The 15,982-nt window shown below is 73.8% G+C and carries 12 protein-coding genes, 5 tRNA genes and 2 pseudogenes; 11 read left to right on the top strand and 8 right to left on the bottom strand.

Features of this window, described 5'->3' with window-relative positions; all coding sequences use genetic code 11:
* The first annotated feature begins 30 nt into the window (after positions 1-30).
* The 4 genes from cobT to K7C20_RS06555 all read left to right on the top strand — a co-directional run bounded on the left by cobT (position 31) and on the right by K7C20_RS06555 (position 6,966).
* The gene (gene cobT / locus K7C20_RS06570; RefSeq protein WP_222892568.1) at positions 31-4,311 is read left to right on the top strand and encodes a nicotinate-nucleotide--dimethylbenzimidazole phosphoribosyltransferase; all 4,281 of its coding nucleotides are present in this window, start codon (positions 31-33) and stop codon (positions 4,309-4,311) included.
* Positions 4,312-4,476: 165 nt separating this feature from the next.
* Complete coding sequence (gene cobA, locus K7C20_RS06565) at positions 4,477-5,715, top strand: uroporphyrinogen-III C-methyltransferase (protein WP_030083020.1); 1,239 nt, start codon at positions 4,477-4,479, stop codon at positions 5,713-5,715.
* Positions 5,716-5,768: 53 nt separating this feature from the next.
* Positions 5,769-6,584 (top strand): TrmH family RNA methyltransferase, encoded by an 816-nt coding sequence (locus tag K7C20_RS06560; protein WP_030083018.1) that lies wholly within the window; start codon positions 5,769-5,771, stop codon positions 6,582-6,584.
* A 37-nt stretch (positions 6,585-6,621) separates the two neighbouring features.
* Positions 6,622-6,966, top strand: a complete 345-nt coding sequence (locus K7C20_RS06555; RefSeq protein ID WP_053208450.1) for a hypothetical protein — start codon at positions 6,622-6,624, stop codon at positions 6,964-6,966.
* On the opposite strand, the pseudogene K7C20_RS06550 reads toward K7C20_RS06555, so the two are convergent.
* Together K7C20_RS06550 and K7C20_RS39675 are read right to left on the bottom strand one after the other, a co-directional pair.
* Positions 6,967-7,098, bottom strand: a pseudogene (locus K7C20_RS06550) (IS5/IS1182 family transposase); the annotation flags it as partial.
* A gap of 62 nt (positions 7,099-7,160) precedes the next feature.
* A pseudogene (locus K7C20_RS39675) lies at positions 7,161-7,356 on the bottom strand (IS982 family transposase); the annotation flags it as partial.
* Between the two features lie 137 nt (positions 7,357-7,493).
* Here K7C20_RS39675 and K7C20_RS06545 point away from each other — a divergent pair.
* Entirely contained in the window at positions 7,494-8,729 is a 1,236-nt protein-coding gene (locus K7C20_RS06545; RefSeq protein WP_245170931.1) for a protein kinase family protein, read from the top strand.
* On the opposite strand, the gene K7C20_RS06540 is transcribed toward K7C20_RS06545, so the two are convergent.
* A complete protein-coding gene (locus tag K7C20_RS06540; protein ID WP_053208449.1) occupies positions 8,726-10,084 on the bottom strand; it encodes a serine/threonine-protein kinase in 1,359 nt (452 codons plus the stop codon). The two genes, K7C20_RS06545 and K7C20_RS06540, sit on opposite strands and share 4 nt — an antisense overlap.
* A gap of 610 nt (positions 10,085-10,694) precedes the next feature.
* Here K7C20_RS06540 and K7C20_RS06535 point away from each other — a divergent pair.
* The 3 genes from K7C20_RS06535 (at position 10,695) to K7C20_RS06525 (ending at position 12,494) form a co-directional block, all read left to right on the top strand.
* The gene (locus K7C20_RS06535; protein ID WP_030083005.1) at positions 10,695-10,904 is read left to right on the top strand and encodes a hypothetical protein; all 210 of its coding nucleotides are present in this window, start codon (positions 10,695-10,697) and stop codon (positions 10,902-10,904) included.
* Positions 10,905-11,143: 239 nt separating this feature from the next.
* Positions 11,144-12,157: a phosphotransferase family protein gene (locus tag K7C20_RS06530; RefSeq protein ID WP_053208448.1), complete on the top strand. Its 1,014-nt coding sequence runs from the start codon at positions 11,144-11,146 to the stop codon at positions 12,155-12,157.
* Positions 12,158-12,230: 73 nt separating this feature from the next.
* Positions 12,231-12,494, top strand: coding sequence for a TFIIB-type zinc ribbon-containing protein (locus tag K7C20_RS06525; RefSeq protein ID WP_030083000.1), 264 nt, complete (start codon positions 12,231-12,233; stop codon positions 12,492-12,494).
* Positions 12,495-12,579: 85 nt separating this feature from the next.
* Here the strand turns inward: K7C20_RS06525 and K7C20_RS06520 are convergent.
* The 5 genes from K7C20_RS06520 to K7C20_RS06500 form a co-directional block, all read right to left on the bottom strand.
* Positions 12,580-12,651, bottom strand: a tRNA-Val gene (locus K7C20_RS06520).
* A gap of 34 nt (positions 12,652-12,685) precedes the next feature.
* Positions 12,686-12,757 (bottom strand) — tRNA-Val (locus K7C20_RS06515).
* Positions 12,758-12,782: 25 nt separating this feature from the next.
* A tRNA-Val gene (locus K7C20_RS06510) sits at positions 12,783-12,854 on the bottom strand.
* 1 nt (position 12,855) lies between these two features.
* Positions 12,856-12,929, bottom strand: a tRNA-Cys gene (locus K7C20_RS06505).
* Between the two features lie 35 nt (positions 12,930-12,964).
* A tRNA-Gly gene (locus K7C20_RS06500) sits at positions 12,965-13,037 on the bottom strand.
* Between the two features lie 177 nt (positions 13,038-13,214).
* On the opposite strand from K7C20_RS06500, the gene K7C20_RS06495 reads away from it, so the two are divergent.
* From K7C20_RS06495 to K7C20_RS06485, 3 genes are read left to right on the top strand one after another with little or no spacing between them, the layout of a single operon-like run.
* Positions 13,215-14,276 (top strand): chorismate-binding protein, encoded by a 1,062-nt coding sequence (locus K7C20_RS06495; protein WP_150127151.1) that lies wholly within the window; start codon positions 13,215-13,217, stop codon positions 14,274-14,276.
* Positions 14,277-14,278: 2 nt separating this feature from the next.
* A complete protein-coding gene (locus tag K7C20_RS06490; RefSeq protein WP_030082996.1) occupies positions 14,279-15,103 on the top strand; it encodes an aminotransferase class IV in 825 nt (274 codons plus the stop codon).
* Between the two features lie 35 nt (positions 15,104-15,138).
* Positions 15,139-15,969 (top strand): GNAT family N-acetyltransferase, encoded by an 831-nt coding sequence (locus K7C20_RS06485; RefSeq protein WP_030082994.1) that lies wholly within the window; start codon positions 15,139-15,141, stop codon positions 15,967-15,969.
* The last annotated feature ends 13 nt before the right edge of the window (positions 15,970-15,982 follow it).

Genomic DNA, 15,982 nt, shown 5'->3' with positions numbered 1-15,982 from the left:
AGGAGCACTACCAATGGGCGAGGGGTACGCATGACCGACACCGGCCAGGTCCCGGGCGAGGGGCAGCCGGAGAACGCAGGCGGACATCCCGGGCAGCCGCAACCGGCGGCCGCTTCCTCCCCTGCCGACGCCGGACCGACAGAACTGCCGGGCATGGTGTCCCCTCCCGGCGAATACCCCTACCTCGACCAGGCCGAAGGTGTTGTCGAGGACGACGATCTGCTGCTGATGCCGGGCGCCCAGGGCGCCTGGAGCGAACAGCCGGCGCCCCAGCCGCTCCCGCAGCCGCAGGAGACCCACCACGTTCCGGAGCAGCAGCCCCAGCAGGGCGTGCCGTTCGACGCGGCCGCCCAGGGGGCCACCGGCTTCGAGCCGATGCCGGCCCAGGCCGGTGACCATGAGAGCGGCGGCCGGGATTCCGGTTCCGTCGACCTCAGCGCCGTCCGTATCCCGCAGCCCGCGGCTCCGCAGCAGCAGGACCGCGCCCGCGCCGCCGCGCCCGCCACCCCCCAGCGCCGTCCGCTGCACATGGGCCCGCCCGTCCCCGACGCGACCGGCGGAGTGGTCCGTTCGCTCGCCGACCGCGGACCGGCCGACGCGCCCTCGCAGTCCGCCGGACGGCACGCGGGACCGCCCACCGGCGGGCCCGAATACTTCGACGCCCCGGCCCCGGCCCCCGAGACCGCGCCGGGTGAACAGCCGGTGGCCGACGCGCAGCCCGGTGCGGGCCTCCCGTACACCGAGCAGACCCCCGGGGATCCGGCGGCGCAGGCTTTCGCGGCACCGTCGTACGCCGAGCAGCCCTACGGTGGTCAGTTGTCCGCAGAGCAGACCTACGGGGCCGCGGGGCAGGGGCCGTTGCCCGGCCCGCAGCTCGGCGAGATCCCGTCGCAGGTGCCGTCGTGGAACGAGGCCTCCGCCCAGGCCGCCCACCTCCCGCAGACGGCGCCGGCCCCGGCTGCAGAAACGGTCGCCCCCGAGGTGCCCGCCGCACCCGCAGCCGATGCCGCGCCGCCCGTACCTCAGGACGCCGCGCAGCCTGCCGAACAGCCGCAGCCGATGCCGGCCGAGGACGCCGCGGCGGCCGCCGACGGCGCGGCCGTCGTCGCGGACGCCGCCGGTGCCGTGCAGGACGCGCAGGCGGCGGCCCCGGTACCGCCGCAGGAGGTGTCTCCGGCCGCCCTGCCGGATGCGGTCGTGCCCGGTCAGGACGGAACGCCCGGGGCGGAGGCCGCCGTGCCGGACGACGCCGCGGCGAGCGCTCCCGTGGCGGCGGCCGCCGCGCAGGAGGTGCCCGCGGCGGACGACGCTGCCGTGGCCGCCCAGCAGCCCGAGGCGGTTGCCGCCGAGGTGCCCCAGCAGCCCGTGGACCAGGACCCGTCCGCCGAGGCCGAGCCCGCGGAGCAGGAACCGGCCGCTGAGGCCGAGGCCCCGGTCCCTGCCATGGCGGATGGGGGCGACGAGCCCGTGGAACCCGTGACCGAGCAGTCCGCCGCCGTCACGCCCGACGCCACCGCCGAGCCGGCCCAGGCCCCGCAGGACGAGCAGCCCGCCGGCCAGGAACCGCCCGCCGAACCGGCCGACGCCCTCGACCAGCCGCAGTCCGCCGCACCGGCCCCCGTCGCCGACGAGCCCCAGCCACAGCCCGAGGCCGCCGAGCCCGAGGCCGCTGAGCCCGTCCTGACCGAGCCCGAGGCCGTCCCGGCCGGGACCGGTGCCGACGACGTCTCCGCTGCCGAGCCCGCCGCCGCCCCCATGCCCGTCACCGCTCCCCAGGGCCCCGTCGCGCAGCCCGTCTCCGACAGCGGCGCTCCCCTGGAGCAGACGGCCATAGAGCCGCCCGAGGCGCAGGAAGCGGCCGCCGGACAGCCGCAGTCCGACGCCCCCGCGGACGCCGCAGGGCAGCAGACCGACGAGGTGCCCGCACAGGACGCCGCGCCGCAGGGCGCGGACGCCGCGGAGCAGCAGCCCGTAGCGGCCGCCCCCGACGCCCCCGGCCACCTCGGCGAGCCGAACGACCCGACGGCCGAGCCGGCCCCGGGCACCGGTCCCGCCGTGGACGCGACACCCGACGCGCCCGCAGAGGCTGCCGGGGCCGAGGAGCCCGTAGTGACTGCCGGGACCGACGAGCCCACCGGGGCCGACGCCCCCGCAGAGACCGCCGGGACCGACGAGCCCGCCGAGGCCGACGCCCCCGCAGAGACCGCCGGGACCGACGAGCCCGCCGAGGCCGACGCCCCCGCGGACCTCCCTGCCGACGCCCCACCCGTCGCCGTCCACATCCCGGCCCAGGCCTCCGGCGAGCCGTCCACCACGGACGGCACGACCCCGCAGGCCGCGGCCGCCGGTGAAGAGCCCACGACGGCCGGGCCCACGCCCGGCAGCGCCCCCGCTGCCGACATGCCCGCCGATGAGTCGCCAGAGGAGCAGGACATCGCCGAACTCGTCGAGCTGGGCGAGGGCCAGGACGACGACCAGCCGCAGCCGGCCGGTCAGCGGCCCGCCGCAGCGCCCGAGGGCTCCGAAGCGCCCGACGGCTCCGACCCCGCGGTGGTGCCCGACCCGGCCGAGGACCCGTCCCCGGCCGCCGGGTACGACGACTCCGAGCGCGCCGCCGTACACCGCGTGATGCGCGAACGCCGCGACATCCGCAACGGCTTCCGCAGCGACGCGATCCCCAACGACGTGCTGCTGCGCGTCCTGGAGGCGGCCCACACCGCCCCCAGCGTCGGCCACTCCCAGCCCTGGGACTTCGTCGTCATCCGCTCGGACGAGACCCGCGAGAAGATGCACCAGCTCGCGACGGCGCAGCGCGAGGCCTACGCCAAGTCGCTGCCCAAGGCGCGCGCCAAGCAGTTCCGCGAGCTGAAGATCGAAGCGATCCTCGAAACGCCGGTGAACATCGTCGTCACCGCCGACTCCACCCGCGGTGGCCGGCACACCCTCGGCCGGCACACCCAGCCGCAGATGGCGCCGTACTCCTCCGCGCTCGCCGTCGAGAACCTCTGGCTCGCCGCCCGCGCCGAGGGCCTGGGCGTCGGCTGGGTCAGCTTCTTCGACGAGCGGGAGATGGTCCGCGAACTGGGCCTGCCCGAGCACCTCGAAGTCGTCGCCTACCTGTGCATCGGTTACGTCGACGAGTTCCCGGAGGAGCCCGAGCTGCTCCAGGCCGGCTGGTCCAAGCGCCGCCCGCTGTCCTGGGTCGTCCACGAGGAGACCTACGGCCGGCGCGCGCTGCCCGGCGAGAGCCCGCACGACCTCCTCCAGGAGACCCTCCAGGGCATCCGCCCGCTGGACGCCAAGGCGCTCGGCGAGGCCTGGGAGCGGCAGAAGCGGATGACCAAGCCCGCCGGGGCGCTGGGCATGCTGGAGATCATCTCCGCCCAGCTGTCCGGACTGTCCCGCAAGTGCCCGCCGCCGATCCCGGAGCCGGCCGCCGTCGCGATCTTCGCCGGTGACCACGGGGTGCACGCCCAGGGCGTGACCCCCTGGCCCCAGGAGGTCACCGGCCAGATGGTCGCCAACTTCCTGGGCGGCGGCGCGGTCTGCAACGCCTTCGCCAACCAGGTCGGCGCCGAGGTCTGTGTCGTGGACGTCGGTGTGGCGGGCGAACTCCCCGCCACTCCCGGTCTGCTGCCGCGCAAGGTCCGCCCGGGCACCGCCGACTTCACGGCGGGCCCGGCGATGACCCAGGAGGACGTGCTCAAGGCCATCGAGGTCGGTATCGACACCGCCCGTGACCTCGTCGCGGCCGGCAACAAGGCGCTGCTCACGGGCGAGATGGGCATCGCCAACACCACCACCTCCGCCGCGCTGATCTCCGTCTACACCGGCGTCGACCCGGTCGAGGTCACCGGCCGCGGCACCGGCATCAACGACGAGACGCACGCCCGCAAGGTCGAGGTGATCCGCCGCGCCCTGGAGCTGCACCAGCCCGACCCCGCCGACCCCATCGGCGTCCTCGCCGCGATCGGCGGCCTGGAGCACGCCGCCCTCGTCGGTCTGATCCTCGGCGGCGCCTCGCTGCGTACGCCGGTGATCCTCGACGGGGTGAGCGCCGGCGCCGCCGCCCTGGTGGCCCGTGCCATCGCCCCCGAGGCGCTGGCGGCCTGCATCGCGGGCCACCGCAGCGCCGAGCCGGGCCATGTCGCGGCCCTGAACAAGCTCGGCCTGCGCCCGCTGGTCGACCTCGATCTGCGGCTCGGCGAGGGCACCGGTGCCCTGCTCGCGCTGCCCGTGGTGCAGAGCGCCGCCCGCGCCATGCACGAGGTCGCCACCTTCGACTCCGCCGGAGTCACCGAGAAGAGCTGAGCGGGGCAGCCACCGCCCCCGCATGACCCCCGGCCCGCAGCCCCATAGGCTGTGGGCCGGGGCCGTACCGTCCCAGGGCCGTACCCCCTTCACCAGCCGCTCCGGCGCCGCAGCGGCTGAGCCGGCCGTCGCCTTCGCACCATCCGCACAAGGAGCCGTACCGTCATGGCTGAGCACGCCGCCGAACACGCCGCCTACCCCGTCGGACTGCGGCTGTCCGGCCGCCGGGTGGTCGTCCTGGGCGCCGGGCAGGTCGCCCAGCGCCGGCTCCCGTCCCTCGTCGCCGCGGGCGCCGATGTCCTGCTGATCTCTCCGTCCGCCACCCCGTCCGTCGAGGCGATGGCCGACGCCGGGGAGGTCCGCTGGGAGCGCCGCCGCTACCAGGACGGCGACCTCGCCGACGCCTGGTACGCGCTGATCTCCACCGACGACCCCGAGGCCAATGCCGCGGCCTCCCAGGAGGCCGAGGACCGCCGGGTGTGGTGCGTACGCTCCGACGACGCCGAGGCGGCCACCGCCTGGACCCCGGCCACCGGCCGCAGCGAGGGCGTCACCGTCGCCGTGCTCACCGGCCGTGACCCGCGCCGCTCCGCCGCCGTGCGCGACGCGATCGTCGAGGGCCTCCGCGACGGCAGCATCGCCGCCCCGCACCACCGCCGCCCGCACGCCCCGGGCGTGGCCCTGGTCGGCGGCGGCCCCGGCGACCCCGACCTGATCACCGTCCGCGGCCGCCGGCTGCTCGCCGAGGCCGACGTCGTCATCGCCGACCGTCTCGGCCCCCGCGACCTCCTCGCCGAACTGCCGCCGCATGTCGAGGTCATCGACGCCGCCAAGATCCCCTACGGCCGGTTCATGGCCCAGGAGGCCATCAACAACGCGCTGATCGAGCATGCCAAGGCCGGCAAGGCCGTGGTCCGGCTCAAGGGCGGCGACCCGTTCGTCTTCGGCCGCGGCATGGAAGAGGCCCAGGCGCTCGCCGAGGCCGGCATCCCCTGCACGGTCGTTCCCGGCATCTCCAGCACCATCTCGGTGCCCGGCGCCGCCGGCATCCCGGTCACCCACCGTGGCGTCGCCCACGAGTTCACCGTCGTCAGCGGCCATGTCGCCCCCGACGACGAGCGCTCGCTCGTGGACTGGCCTTCGCTCGCCAAGCTGCGCGGCACCCTCGTGGTCCTGATGGGCGTGGAGAACAGCGGCGCCATCGCCGCCAAGCTGGTCGAGCACGGCCGCGCCGCGGACACCCCGGCCGCCGTCATCCAGGAGGGGACCACCGCGGCCCAGCGCCGGGTCGACGCCACCTTGGCGACGCTCGGCGAGACCGTACGGGCCGAGGGCGTGCGTCCCCCGGCGGTCATCGTCATCGGCGACGTCGTCGCCGTCGCGACCGCCCCTACCCACCGGTAACCGATTCCGTACGCGGCATTGGAACCCCGAGACCGACAAGGCACTATCTCCCCGTGGCAGAAATCATCACCGTCGATGACCCGGACGACCCGCGGCTGGCCGACTACACCGGACTGACCGACGTCGAGCTGCGGCGCCGGCGCGAGCCCGCTGAAGGGCTCTTCATCGCCGAGGGCGAGAAGGTCATCCGGCGCGCCCGGCACGCCGGCTACGAGATGCGCTCCATGCTGCTCTCGGCCAAGTGGGTCGACGTCATGCGCGATGTCATCGACGAGGTCCCGGCTCCGGTTTACGCCGTCAGCCCGGAGCTCGCCGAGCGGGTGACCGGTTACCACGTGCACCGTGGCGCACTGGCCTCCATGCAGCGCAAGCCGCTGCCGGACGCCACCGAACTCCTCGCCGGGGCCCGGCGCATCGTCGTGATGGAAGCGGTCAACGACCACACCAACATCGGTGCGATCTTCCGCAGCGCGGCGGCCCTCGGCATGGACGCGGTGCTGCTCTCTCCGGACTGTGCCGATCCGCTCTACCGCCGCTCGGTGAAGGTCTCCATGGGCGCGGTGTTCTCCGTGCCGTACGCCCGTCTGGAGGGCTGGCCCCGGGACCTGGCCGCCGTACGGGAAGCGGGCTTCAAACTGCTCGCCCTCACCCCGGCCGAGAAGGCGACCCCCATCGACGAGGCCGCCCCGCACACCCTGGAGCGCGCCGCCCTGATGCTGGGCGCGGAGGGCGGCGGTCTGAGCACCGGCGCCCTGCGGGCGGCCGACGAATGGGTCCGCATCCCGATGGCGCACGGCGTGGACTCGCTCAACGTCGGCGCGGCCGCCGCGGTGGCCTTCTACGCGGTGTCGACGGGCCGGCCCGCTTGAGGCTGTCCGGCGGAGGAAGGCGTCATAGGCTCCAGGCATGCACAGCACCCTGACGGAGCACGCCCGGTGTCTGTACGGAGACGAGTACCGACCCGCGCCGCAGTGCGGGCTCGAACACCGGGAGCACCACTTCGTCGAGGAGCTGACCTTCGCTGACGCGGATTCGATCCTCGCCATGCTGCGCGAGCTGTGCCCGCACGTGGTGGACGGCCGCTTGCCGGTCCGGATCCGGAACCTGGCCTATCGCCTGGTGCTCTTGCAGCGGCCGGACGAGCCGGCACTGATGCGAGAGGCTGCCGAGAACCTGTGGATGCACGGCCAGGACTGGGACGACGTCGCGGCTGACCCGGTGAAGCGGGCCGAGGTGCGGGAAGCGGACTGATCAGGGCCTGAGCCAGAGGCGTATCGGGGCAACGGTGACAGTGCCGTGGAGGGCGTAGGCGCGCTCGTCGTCACGCGTCGCCACGGCCCGGGAGTGCTTGAGCCGGTCGGTCGTGCGACCCGCGGCGTTCCGCGCGGTGCCCCGGCAGCGTGCTGGTGCGCCCGGCACGGGGTGGAGTCCGCGCTCACCATGCCCATGGCGAGCTCTCGGTTCATGCGCTTGAGCAGTGGCCTTGCGGCCTTCAACCGCTCGTGGCAGCCGGGATGTTGGGGCAGGTGCGGGAACATGTCGGCCCGGGCAGCGGCGGTCTACCGAGGCATCGATACCTCCCATTTCGTCGTCGGTCTTCACATAGAGTGCGGTCAGGAGGGTGCTCAGGTCTGTCGTCACACACGGATCCCGGACGCCCTCCGCCCGCTCCGGAGGCCCCATCGCAGAGCCACGCGTCGTTGCGCTCGGCGGGCCTGCGCAGCCATTGCGGAAGCGAGGTCGGCACACCGGTGGAGGCCGCAGTGCAGTGTCCTGGCATGTCGCGCGGTGCGCGTCTGACCGCCCATGGTGCCGTCTCCACCTCCCTGGCCCTGCGCAGTGATCGCGCCCTGCGCGAGCTCGTGGACACGGCCGTGCCGATCGGATCCGGTATCGGCGGGAAGTCGGCCCTGATGGAGGTCGCCGGAACCCCGGTCTTCGTGAAGCGGGTGCCCCTCACCGACCTGGAGAGGCACCTTGAGCATCTCCGGTCCACGGCGAACCTGTTCGAGCTGCCCGTCTTCTGCCAGTACGGCATCGGCACCCTCGGCGGGCCGGGCTTCGGGGCCTGGAGAGAGCTCGCCGTGCACACCATGACGACGAACTGGGTACTCGCGCGGGAGTACGAGGGCTTCCCCCTGATGTACCACTGGCGGGTACTGCCGGACTCGACGCCGCTGCCCGAGGAACTGGCCGACGTCGAGCGGGCTGTAGCGTACTGGGGCGGCGGATCGCAGGTACGCCACCGGATCCAGGCACTCCAGCAGTCCTCGGCGAGCGTCGCGCTGTTCCTGGAGTACATCCAGCAGAACCTGCACCAGTGGCTGGGCACTCAGGTCGAAGCCGGAGACCAGAGCGCCAACGGGGCCTGCGCCATGGTGGAGAGGGAACTGGCAGCCGGCACCTCGTTCATGAACAGCCGCGGGCTCCTGCACTTCGACGCGCACTTCGAGAACATCCTGACCGACGGCCGGCGCCTCTACTTCACGGACTACGGCCTTGCCGTTTCCTCCGGGTTCGAGCTGTCGCAGGACGAGGCCGGCTTCTTCGACCGGCACCAGACCTACGACCGCTGTTACACCGCCACGTATCTGGTGAACTGGCTGGTCACCGCTCTGCACGGATACCAGAGGGAGGACCGGGAGGCCCGCTACGCGCTGGTGCGCGCCTATGCAGAGGGCAAGCGCTCCACAGGAATCCCAGCGGAGGCCGCGGCGATCCTCGCCCGGCACGCGCCGATCGCCGCGGTGATGTCCGACTTCAGCCGCAAGTTCCAGCGCCGGAGCAGGCAGACCCCCTACCCCCTGGAGGAGATCCGCCGGCTGCTTGGCGGGATGTGCACTCCTCCCTCTGCTGACGGGCGCCTGGAGGCCGGCACCGGACATGGATCAGCCACCCCACGTCGGCCTCCCGCAGTACCCCAAGGCACTGCGCTGGCCCTCCCGTCCGCCCGCCCGCGCGCGCATGCGACATCCAACCCGCGCAACACCCCGGACAACGGGACTACTCGCTAGGAGTTCTGTTCCCCCGCGCCATGGGGCCCGTCCACGCCTGCGGACGACGGGGCGACCGGCACCGGCCGCTCGACACCCAGCCCGCGGGCCGGCCCCTGGCACCCCTGAGCGGCCGCGATACCGAGCGCCACCAGCAGGGTCACCACCACGAACACAATGACGCGCTGGCGCAGCAGCCGGCGGTCGGGACCGGGACGGCGCCCGCCCGACGTCGTACGCACCGGGGTGCGGCTGCCGTTGCGTCCTGTGGGGCGTGAGGCCGGGGCACGTCGCCCGGTGCGCCCGCCGGTCTTCCGCGGGTTCTTCCCCGCCGCCGATGGCGGACCGGCCGGCCGGGAGACCGAGTCCCGGGAAGCCGGGGGGCGGGACGGGTGCGGACGCGGCGAGGAGGTGCCCGCCGTCCGCCGCTCGGTGCGCTGGCGTGCGTACTCCTCGGCCCGCTGCCCGGTCGGCCGGTCCGAGGGACGGCGCTCCGCGCGCTCCCAACCCGCCCCGGCACCCGACCCGTTCTCCAGCGGCCCGCCCGACGGGCCGTGCGCCTCCCGGGCCGCGATCTCCTTGAGCCGCAGCGACAGCGACAGGGTGCTGGGACGGTCCGCCGGATCCTTGGCCAGACACGAGGCGAGCAGCGGCGCCAGTGCGTCCGGCACCCCGGCGAGCTGCGCCTCCTCGTGGACCACGCGGTAGAGCATGACCTCCGAACTTCCCTGCCCGAAGGGGGAGTCGGCGGTGCAGGCGTACGCGAGGGTGGCGCCCAGCGCGAAGATGTCCGTCGCCGGTGTCACCGCGGCCCCGCGCACCTGCTCCGGCGCCAGAAACCCCGGTGAGCCGACGGCGGTACCCACATGGGTCAGCGTGCTGGCGCCGGTCGCCCAGGCGATACCGAAGTCGATGATCCGGGGGCCCTTGGGCGACAGCAGAATGTTGGACGGCTTCAGGTCGCGGTGCACCACGCCCGCGTCATGGACGGCCAACAGCCCCTCGGACAGTGCGGCGCCGATGGAGGCGACCTGCGCGGGGGACAGCGGACCGGCCTCGTTGACCTTGTCGTGCAGCGAGGGTCCCGGGACGTACTGCGTGGCGAACCAGGGGCGGTCCGCATCGAGATCGGCCGCGACCAGCCGGGCGGTACAGCCGCCGCGGATCCGCCGGGCGGCCGAGACCTCCCGCGCGAACCGCGAGCGGAACTCCTGATCCTCCGCCAGGTCCGGCCGGATCACCTTGAGGGCCACCCGCTGCCCGCGTTTGTCCGAGCCGAGATAGACCACGCCCATTCCGCCCGCGCCGAGCCGGCGGTGCAGCCGGAACGTCCCGACGACACGCGGGTCCTCGCGTCGGAGCCGCATCATCGCCATGTCCGTCCCCTACCTGCGGTGGGGAGCCCCCTCCGCTGCCAACCGTCTGACGTGGCACAGCTTACGGATTGACGGCTCGCTGTGCTGAGAGGCCGCGCATGCGTCGGCGGCCGGATTGCCGGTGGCGGGTGCGATTCTCGAAGGGCGGGCGGAAAACCGGCCGCCGCGCGGCCCGACTTCCCATACCCGATCCCAATGTTCCGCCACAGAAGGGAGATTGGGGTGATGAAGGGGGATCACACCGCATTGGTGGTGGATGCCGAGGGTACGGCCGGGGTGCGGCAGACGGCGGTGAGCCGGGCGGTCCGCCGGGGCGGGACCGCGGTGCGCGGGGGAGCGGCTGGAGTGAGCGAGGTCACCCTCAGGAGTGCGCGGGCCGAGGCAGCGCGACGGTACCCCTTGGGGGAGATCCCCAGGCCCCGGACCCGTCTCTCCACCCAGGGGAGTACGTGAGACGCGGTCCCGTCATCCTCCTGGATGCCGATCAATCGGTACGACGGCATGACGCCCCGCGTCGGCCAGGTGCCTACTGTTGTCCTCAAGCGGCGGGCGGAGCACTCGTCCCCCGAGGTCAGACGCCCGCCGCCCCAGTCACGACGGGAGCGGGACCATGGTGGAGACCCCAGGGCGGACGGCCCTTCGGGCGCAGGGGCGCCGAGCCGCCGCCGCGCTCGGGGGCCGGCAGTCCGCCGGCACTCGCCACCCCCTCGTCGCGGTGGCCATGGTGCTGCCGCTGGCGATCGTTCTCGCCGTGGTCTTCGGCGGCTGGGAGGCCGTCATGACACAGGCGTCGTCCGTGGTCGGAATGCTGGGGCGCTGAGCAGCGCCCCAGGCCCGGGAGAGCGGCCCGGGACGGGGACCTCCGGCTGTAAACCCCGTGGGGACGGGGGTGCGGCGGACGGCACGACGGCCGGGCATCTGGGGAGATGCCCGGCCTTCGAGCTTTCCCGGCCGCGGCCCTGCCCGGTCCACCGCCCCGCGCGTACGATCCCAAGCCGGGCCGCCCACCGCTCGTACCGCCACCCACGGCGCATCCGCCGCGCAGGACTCGGGGGAACGATGACCACCTCACTTCACGTGTGCCTGGCCGCCCTGTCCGCGTCGTCGGCCCGGGGAGGCACACCGTCCGCCGCCCCCGAAGTGCTCGCCGACCGCCCCGACGGCACGGTCCTCCGCAGCGGCGGTACGGTCGCCAAGGCACACGCCCCCGACGACGACCCGCACGACCTGGCCGCCCGGCTGCGGATCGCCGCCCACCCCCTCCTGCACGGCATCCTGCTGCCCCCGCTCCCGGTCACCGCCCCCGACGGCTTCCTGACCCGCACCGAGGACGGCCGCGCCCTCTCCCGCTGGCCGTACGGCAGCCCGGTCCCGCCCGACGACCCCGACGCCGCGCCCTGGGAGGACGCCGCCCGTCTGCTGGCCCGTCTGCACCGCGTCGACCCGCGCCAACTTCCCGGCCCCGTACCGCCGATGCGCGGCCCCGCCAAGGCCGCCCGCGCCCTGGCCCGCCTGCGCGACACCCTGGCCCCGGCCGTCGGCCCGCCGCCCGCACCCCGGCCCGGCGCCGGATCGCTGCCCGCGGCCGCCGCGGCCGTCGAGCGTGCCTGGGCCCTGCTGCCGCCGTGGGCCCGGGACGCCGCCCCGCCCCCACGCGCCGGCACCCTCTGCCACGGCGATCTGCATCTGGGCCAGCTCGTCCGCCACCCGGCCACCGACGGCCCCTGGCTCCTCATCGACATCGACGACCTCGGCACGGGCGACGGCGCCTGGGACCTGGCCCGTCCCGCCGCCTGGTTCGCCACCGGCCTGCTCGCACCGGACCTCTGGACGCGCTTCCTCGCCGCCTACCGCGCCGCCGGCGGCCCCGCCGTACGTCCGGCCGGCGACCCCTGGCCCGACCTGGAGGTTCCGGCGCGCGCCCTGACCGTGCAGACCGCCGCGCTCGCCGTCGCCAAGGCCGCGACCGCCGCCCGCCCCCTGGACGAGATCGAGACCGCGGTGGTCGATGCCTGCGCCCGGATGACTTCCCTGCCGGACCAGTTGGCGCCCGCCGGGCCGGACGTAGGGTGAACACCCCGTCGCCGGGAGGCCGTTCCGGCGGCAACGCAGTGAGCAGTGCCGGATGACAGGAGTTGAGCCGACGATGCAGTGCCCCAAGTGTCATGCGCCCATGCAGACGTACCAGCGCAACGGCGTGCAGATAGAGCAGTGCGCCGGCTGCCGGGGGATCTTCCTGGACTACGGGGAGCTGGAGGCGCTGACCCGCCTCGAGTCCCAGTGGTCCCAGCAGGCCCCGCCGCCGCCCGCCCCGCAGGCCTATCCGGCCGCCCCTGCATGGGGCGCCCCGCACCAGGGCCACCACGGCCACCACCATCGCAGCTTCGGCCACATGCTCTTCTCGTCCTGAGCAAACGACTCGTCCTGAGCCACGACCGAGTCCTGAACAACGACCGAGGGCCGGAGCGAAATGCTCCGGCCCTCGGGTTCTGGTGTGGACGATACTGGGATTGAACCAGTGACCTCTTCCGTGTCAGGGAAGCGCTCTCCCGCTGAGCTAATCGTCCTCGGGACCACGGATCGCGAAGATCCGCAGCTGCGTGCGCGATACTGGGATTGAACCAGTGACCTCTTCCGTGTCAGGGAAGCGCTCTCCCGCTGAGCTAATCGCGCGGGGACCCGGGTGAACCCGGGTCAGTGGACGATACTGGGATTGAACCAGTGACCTCTTCCGTGTCAGGGAAGCGCTCTCCCGCTGAGCTAATCGTCCTTGGAGGTGGAGACGGGATTTGAACCCGTGTAGACGGCTTTGCAGGCCGTTGCCTCGCCTCTCGGCCACTCCACCAGGAGTGAGGGGGTTCGGGAAGATCCCCCACATCGAGCGGACGACGAGACTCGAACTCGCGACATCCACCTTGGCAAGGTGGTGCTCTACCAACTGAGCTACGTCCGCAGGTGTCTCTCCCAGACTACGTCCGGGAGCTACTCGGCCTCCGGGGCGCTTGCGTGTCCCGGCGACGTGTTGAACTCTAGCGGATTCCGGGGCCAGTACAAAAACGCGTTTGTGCAGCGTGCTGCGCTGCTCGCTCGGCACAGGCAGGGTCGGGGCCGCCGCCATAGACTCGCTGACGTGCACGACTTCGCTCCGATGGCACGCTTCGGCGGCCTGATAGCCACCGACCTGCTGGATGTGACCAGCGATCCCGCGGCTCTGGACTCCACGGGCTGGTGGGCCGTGGCCGCCGATTTCGAGGGCGCGGTGGTCTGCGCCCGCTTCGGCGACGTACGGCCGGCCGCCGCTTCGGACGGCCCCGCCCCCGACGGCTGGCGCGGCCCCGTACCCGGCGCCTGGACCAGCTCCCTGGACCGCGACGCCTATACCGGCGGCGTGCGGCGTATCCGTGAACACATCGCGGCCGGCGACGTCTACCAGGTCAACCTCTGCCGGGTGCTGACCGCGCCGCTGCCGGACCCGGGCCGCGCCGACGTGGACGCGCTGTCCGCGGTGCTGGCCCGCGGCAACCCGGCGCCGTATGCCGGGACGATCCGGCTGCCGGGGCATGGCGTCGAGATCGCCAGTGCCTCCCCGGAGCTGTATCTGCGGCGCGACGACCGCACCGTCGTCTCCGGCCCCATCAAGGGCACCGGCCGGACCGCGGCGGACCTCTCGGCAAAGGACCGGGCGGAGAACGTGATGATCGTGGACCTGGTCCGCAACGATCTCGGCCGGGTCTGCGCCACCGGCTCCGTCACCGTCCCGGCACTGTGCGCCGTCGAGGAGCACCCCGGCCTGGTCCACCTCGTGTCCACGGTGCGCGGCGAACTGGACGGGGCGAATGAGAAGACCGCCTGGGCGGATCTGCTGGGCGCCACCTTCCCGCCCGGGTCGGTCACCGGCGCCCCCAAGTCCAGCGCGCTGCGGATCATCGACGAGCTGGAGACCGCGCCCCGCGGCCCGTACTGCGGAGGCATCGGCTGGGTCGACGCGGACCGCCGCACCGGCGAGCTCGCGGTCGGCATCCGTACGTTCTGGATCGACCGCACCCCGCCCGGCGGCCCGGTGCTCCGTTTCGGCGCCGGCGCCGGGATCATCTGGGACTCCGATCCGGAGCGGGAGTGGGCCGAGACCGAGTTGAAGGCGCGCAGGCTGCTCGCGGTAGCGTCGGGCCTGCACGAGGCGAGTGGAGGATAGCGATGAAGATCTGGCTCAACGGAGGGCTGGAGGACGCCGAGGGAGCCCGGGTCTCGGTCTTCGACCACGGGCTGACGGTCGGCGACGGCGTTTTCGAGACCATCAAGGCCGAGCACGGCCGCGCGTTCGCCCTCACCCGCCATCTGGAGCGGCTGACCACCTCAGCCCGCGGGCTGGGACTGCCCGATCCCGATCTCGACGAGGTCCGGCGCGGCTGTGAGGCGGTCATGGCGGCCAACCCGATGGCCCTCGGGCGGCTGCGGCTCACCTACACCGGCGGCGTCTCACCGCTCGGCTCGGACCGCGGCGACGCCGGCCCCACGCTGGTCATCGCGCTGTCCGAGACCCAGCGCCGCCCCGACACCACCGCCGCCGTCACCGTCCCGTGGACCCGTAACGAACGCGGTGCGCTCACCGGGCTGAAGACCACCTCGTACGGCGAGAACGTCGTCGCCCTGGCCCGCGCCCGTGAACAGGGCGCCTCCGAGGCGCTGTTCGCCAACACCGTCGGCGCGCTCTGCGAAGGCACCGGCTCCAATGTCTTCGTCGTCCTGGACGGCGAACTGCACACCCCGCCGCTGCACTCCGGCTGCTTGGCGGGCATCACCCGCGCCCTGACCATCAGCTGGGCCGGCGCCAAGGAGACCGATCTGCCGCTGGACGCCCTGGAGCGGGCCGAGGAGATCTTCCTGACCTCCACCCTGCGCGACGTTCAGGCCGTGACCCGGATCGACCGCCGCCAACTCGCCGACGAGCCGGGCCCGGTGACCGCGGAAGCCCTGCGGATCTTCGAGGAGCAGTCCGCCGCCGACTTCGACCCGCGGTGATGACGGGCCCGCGCAGGGGCGAGTAGAAAGTCCTCGTGACCACAACGCTGCGCCCCGCGGGACCGGAAGAACGGCACGACGACGGGCGCCGGGCCCGTCCGTACGACATCTGTGTCAACAGCCGCCGGGTCGGCGGGATCCGGCTGACGACGGACGCCCGGTTCGGCCCGACGGCGGGCCGGATCGCGGAGCTGGTCATCGAGGCGCCGGACCGGCACCGCGGCCGCGCCACGGTCGCCGCCCTCGCCGCCGAGGAGGTGCTGCGCGGCTGGGGCTGCCGGCAGATCGAGGTGACCGTCCCGGCCGGTGCGGAGGCCGCCGGGCGGCTCGCGGCGGCGCTGGGCTACACCGAGCGCAGCCGCACGATGAGCAAAACCCTCGACGGTCCGCCGCCGCTGCCCGAGGACAGCGGCGACCGTGCGCTCAGCGAGGCGGAGTACCCGACCTGGCGGGAGGCCGCGCTCGCCGAGCACGTCCGTACGCAGCTGGGCCAGGGGATGTCCCGTGCACGCGCCGAGGAGACCTCGGCCGCGGGCCATCGCGCCCTGCTGCCGGACGGTGTGGACACGCCCGATCAGGCGCTGCGCGTCCTGACGCACCGTGGTGCGGACGTCGGCAGCATCTGGGTCGCCCTGCGGATGCCGGACGTGCCGGGCGGCTATGTCGTCGACATCCAGGTCGCGCCCGCACACCGCGGGCACGGCCACGGCCGCACCCTGATGCTGGTCGCCGAGCGCGAGAGCCTCGCCGCCGGCCACGCCACCCTGGGCCTGAACGTCTACGCGGACAACGCGCCGGCGCTAGGCCTCTACACCTCGCTGGGCTACCGGCCCACCGGGTACCTGCTGTGGAAGCCGATCCTGTGAGGGGCCCCGGACA

The organism is Streptomyces decoyicus (assembly GCF_019880305.1).
Lineage (GTDB): Bacteria > Actinomycetota > Actinomycetes > Streptomycetales > Streptomycetaceae > Streptomyces > Streptomyces decoyicus.
This window is presented reverse-complemented; position numbering and strand designations above follow the sequence as displayed.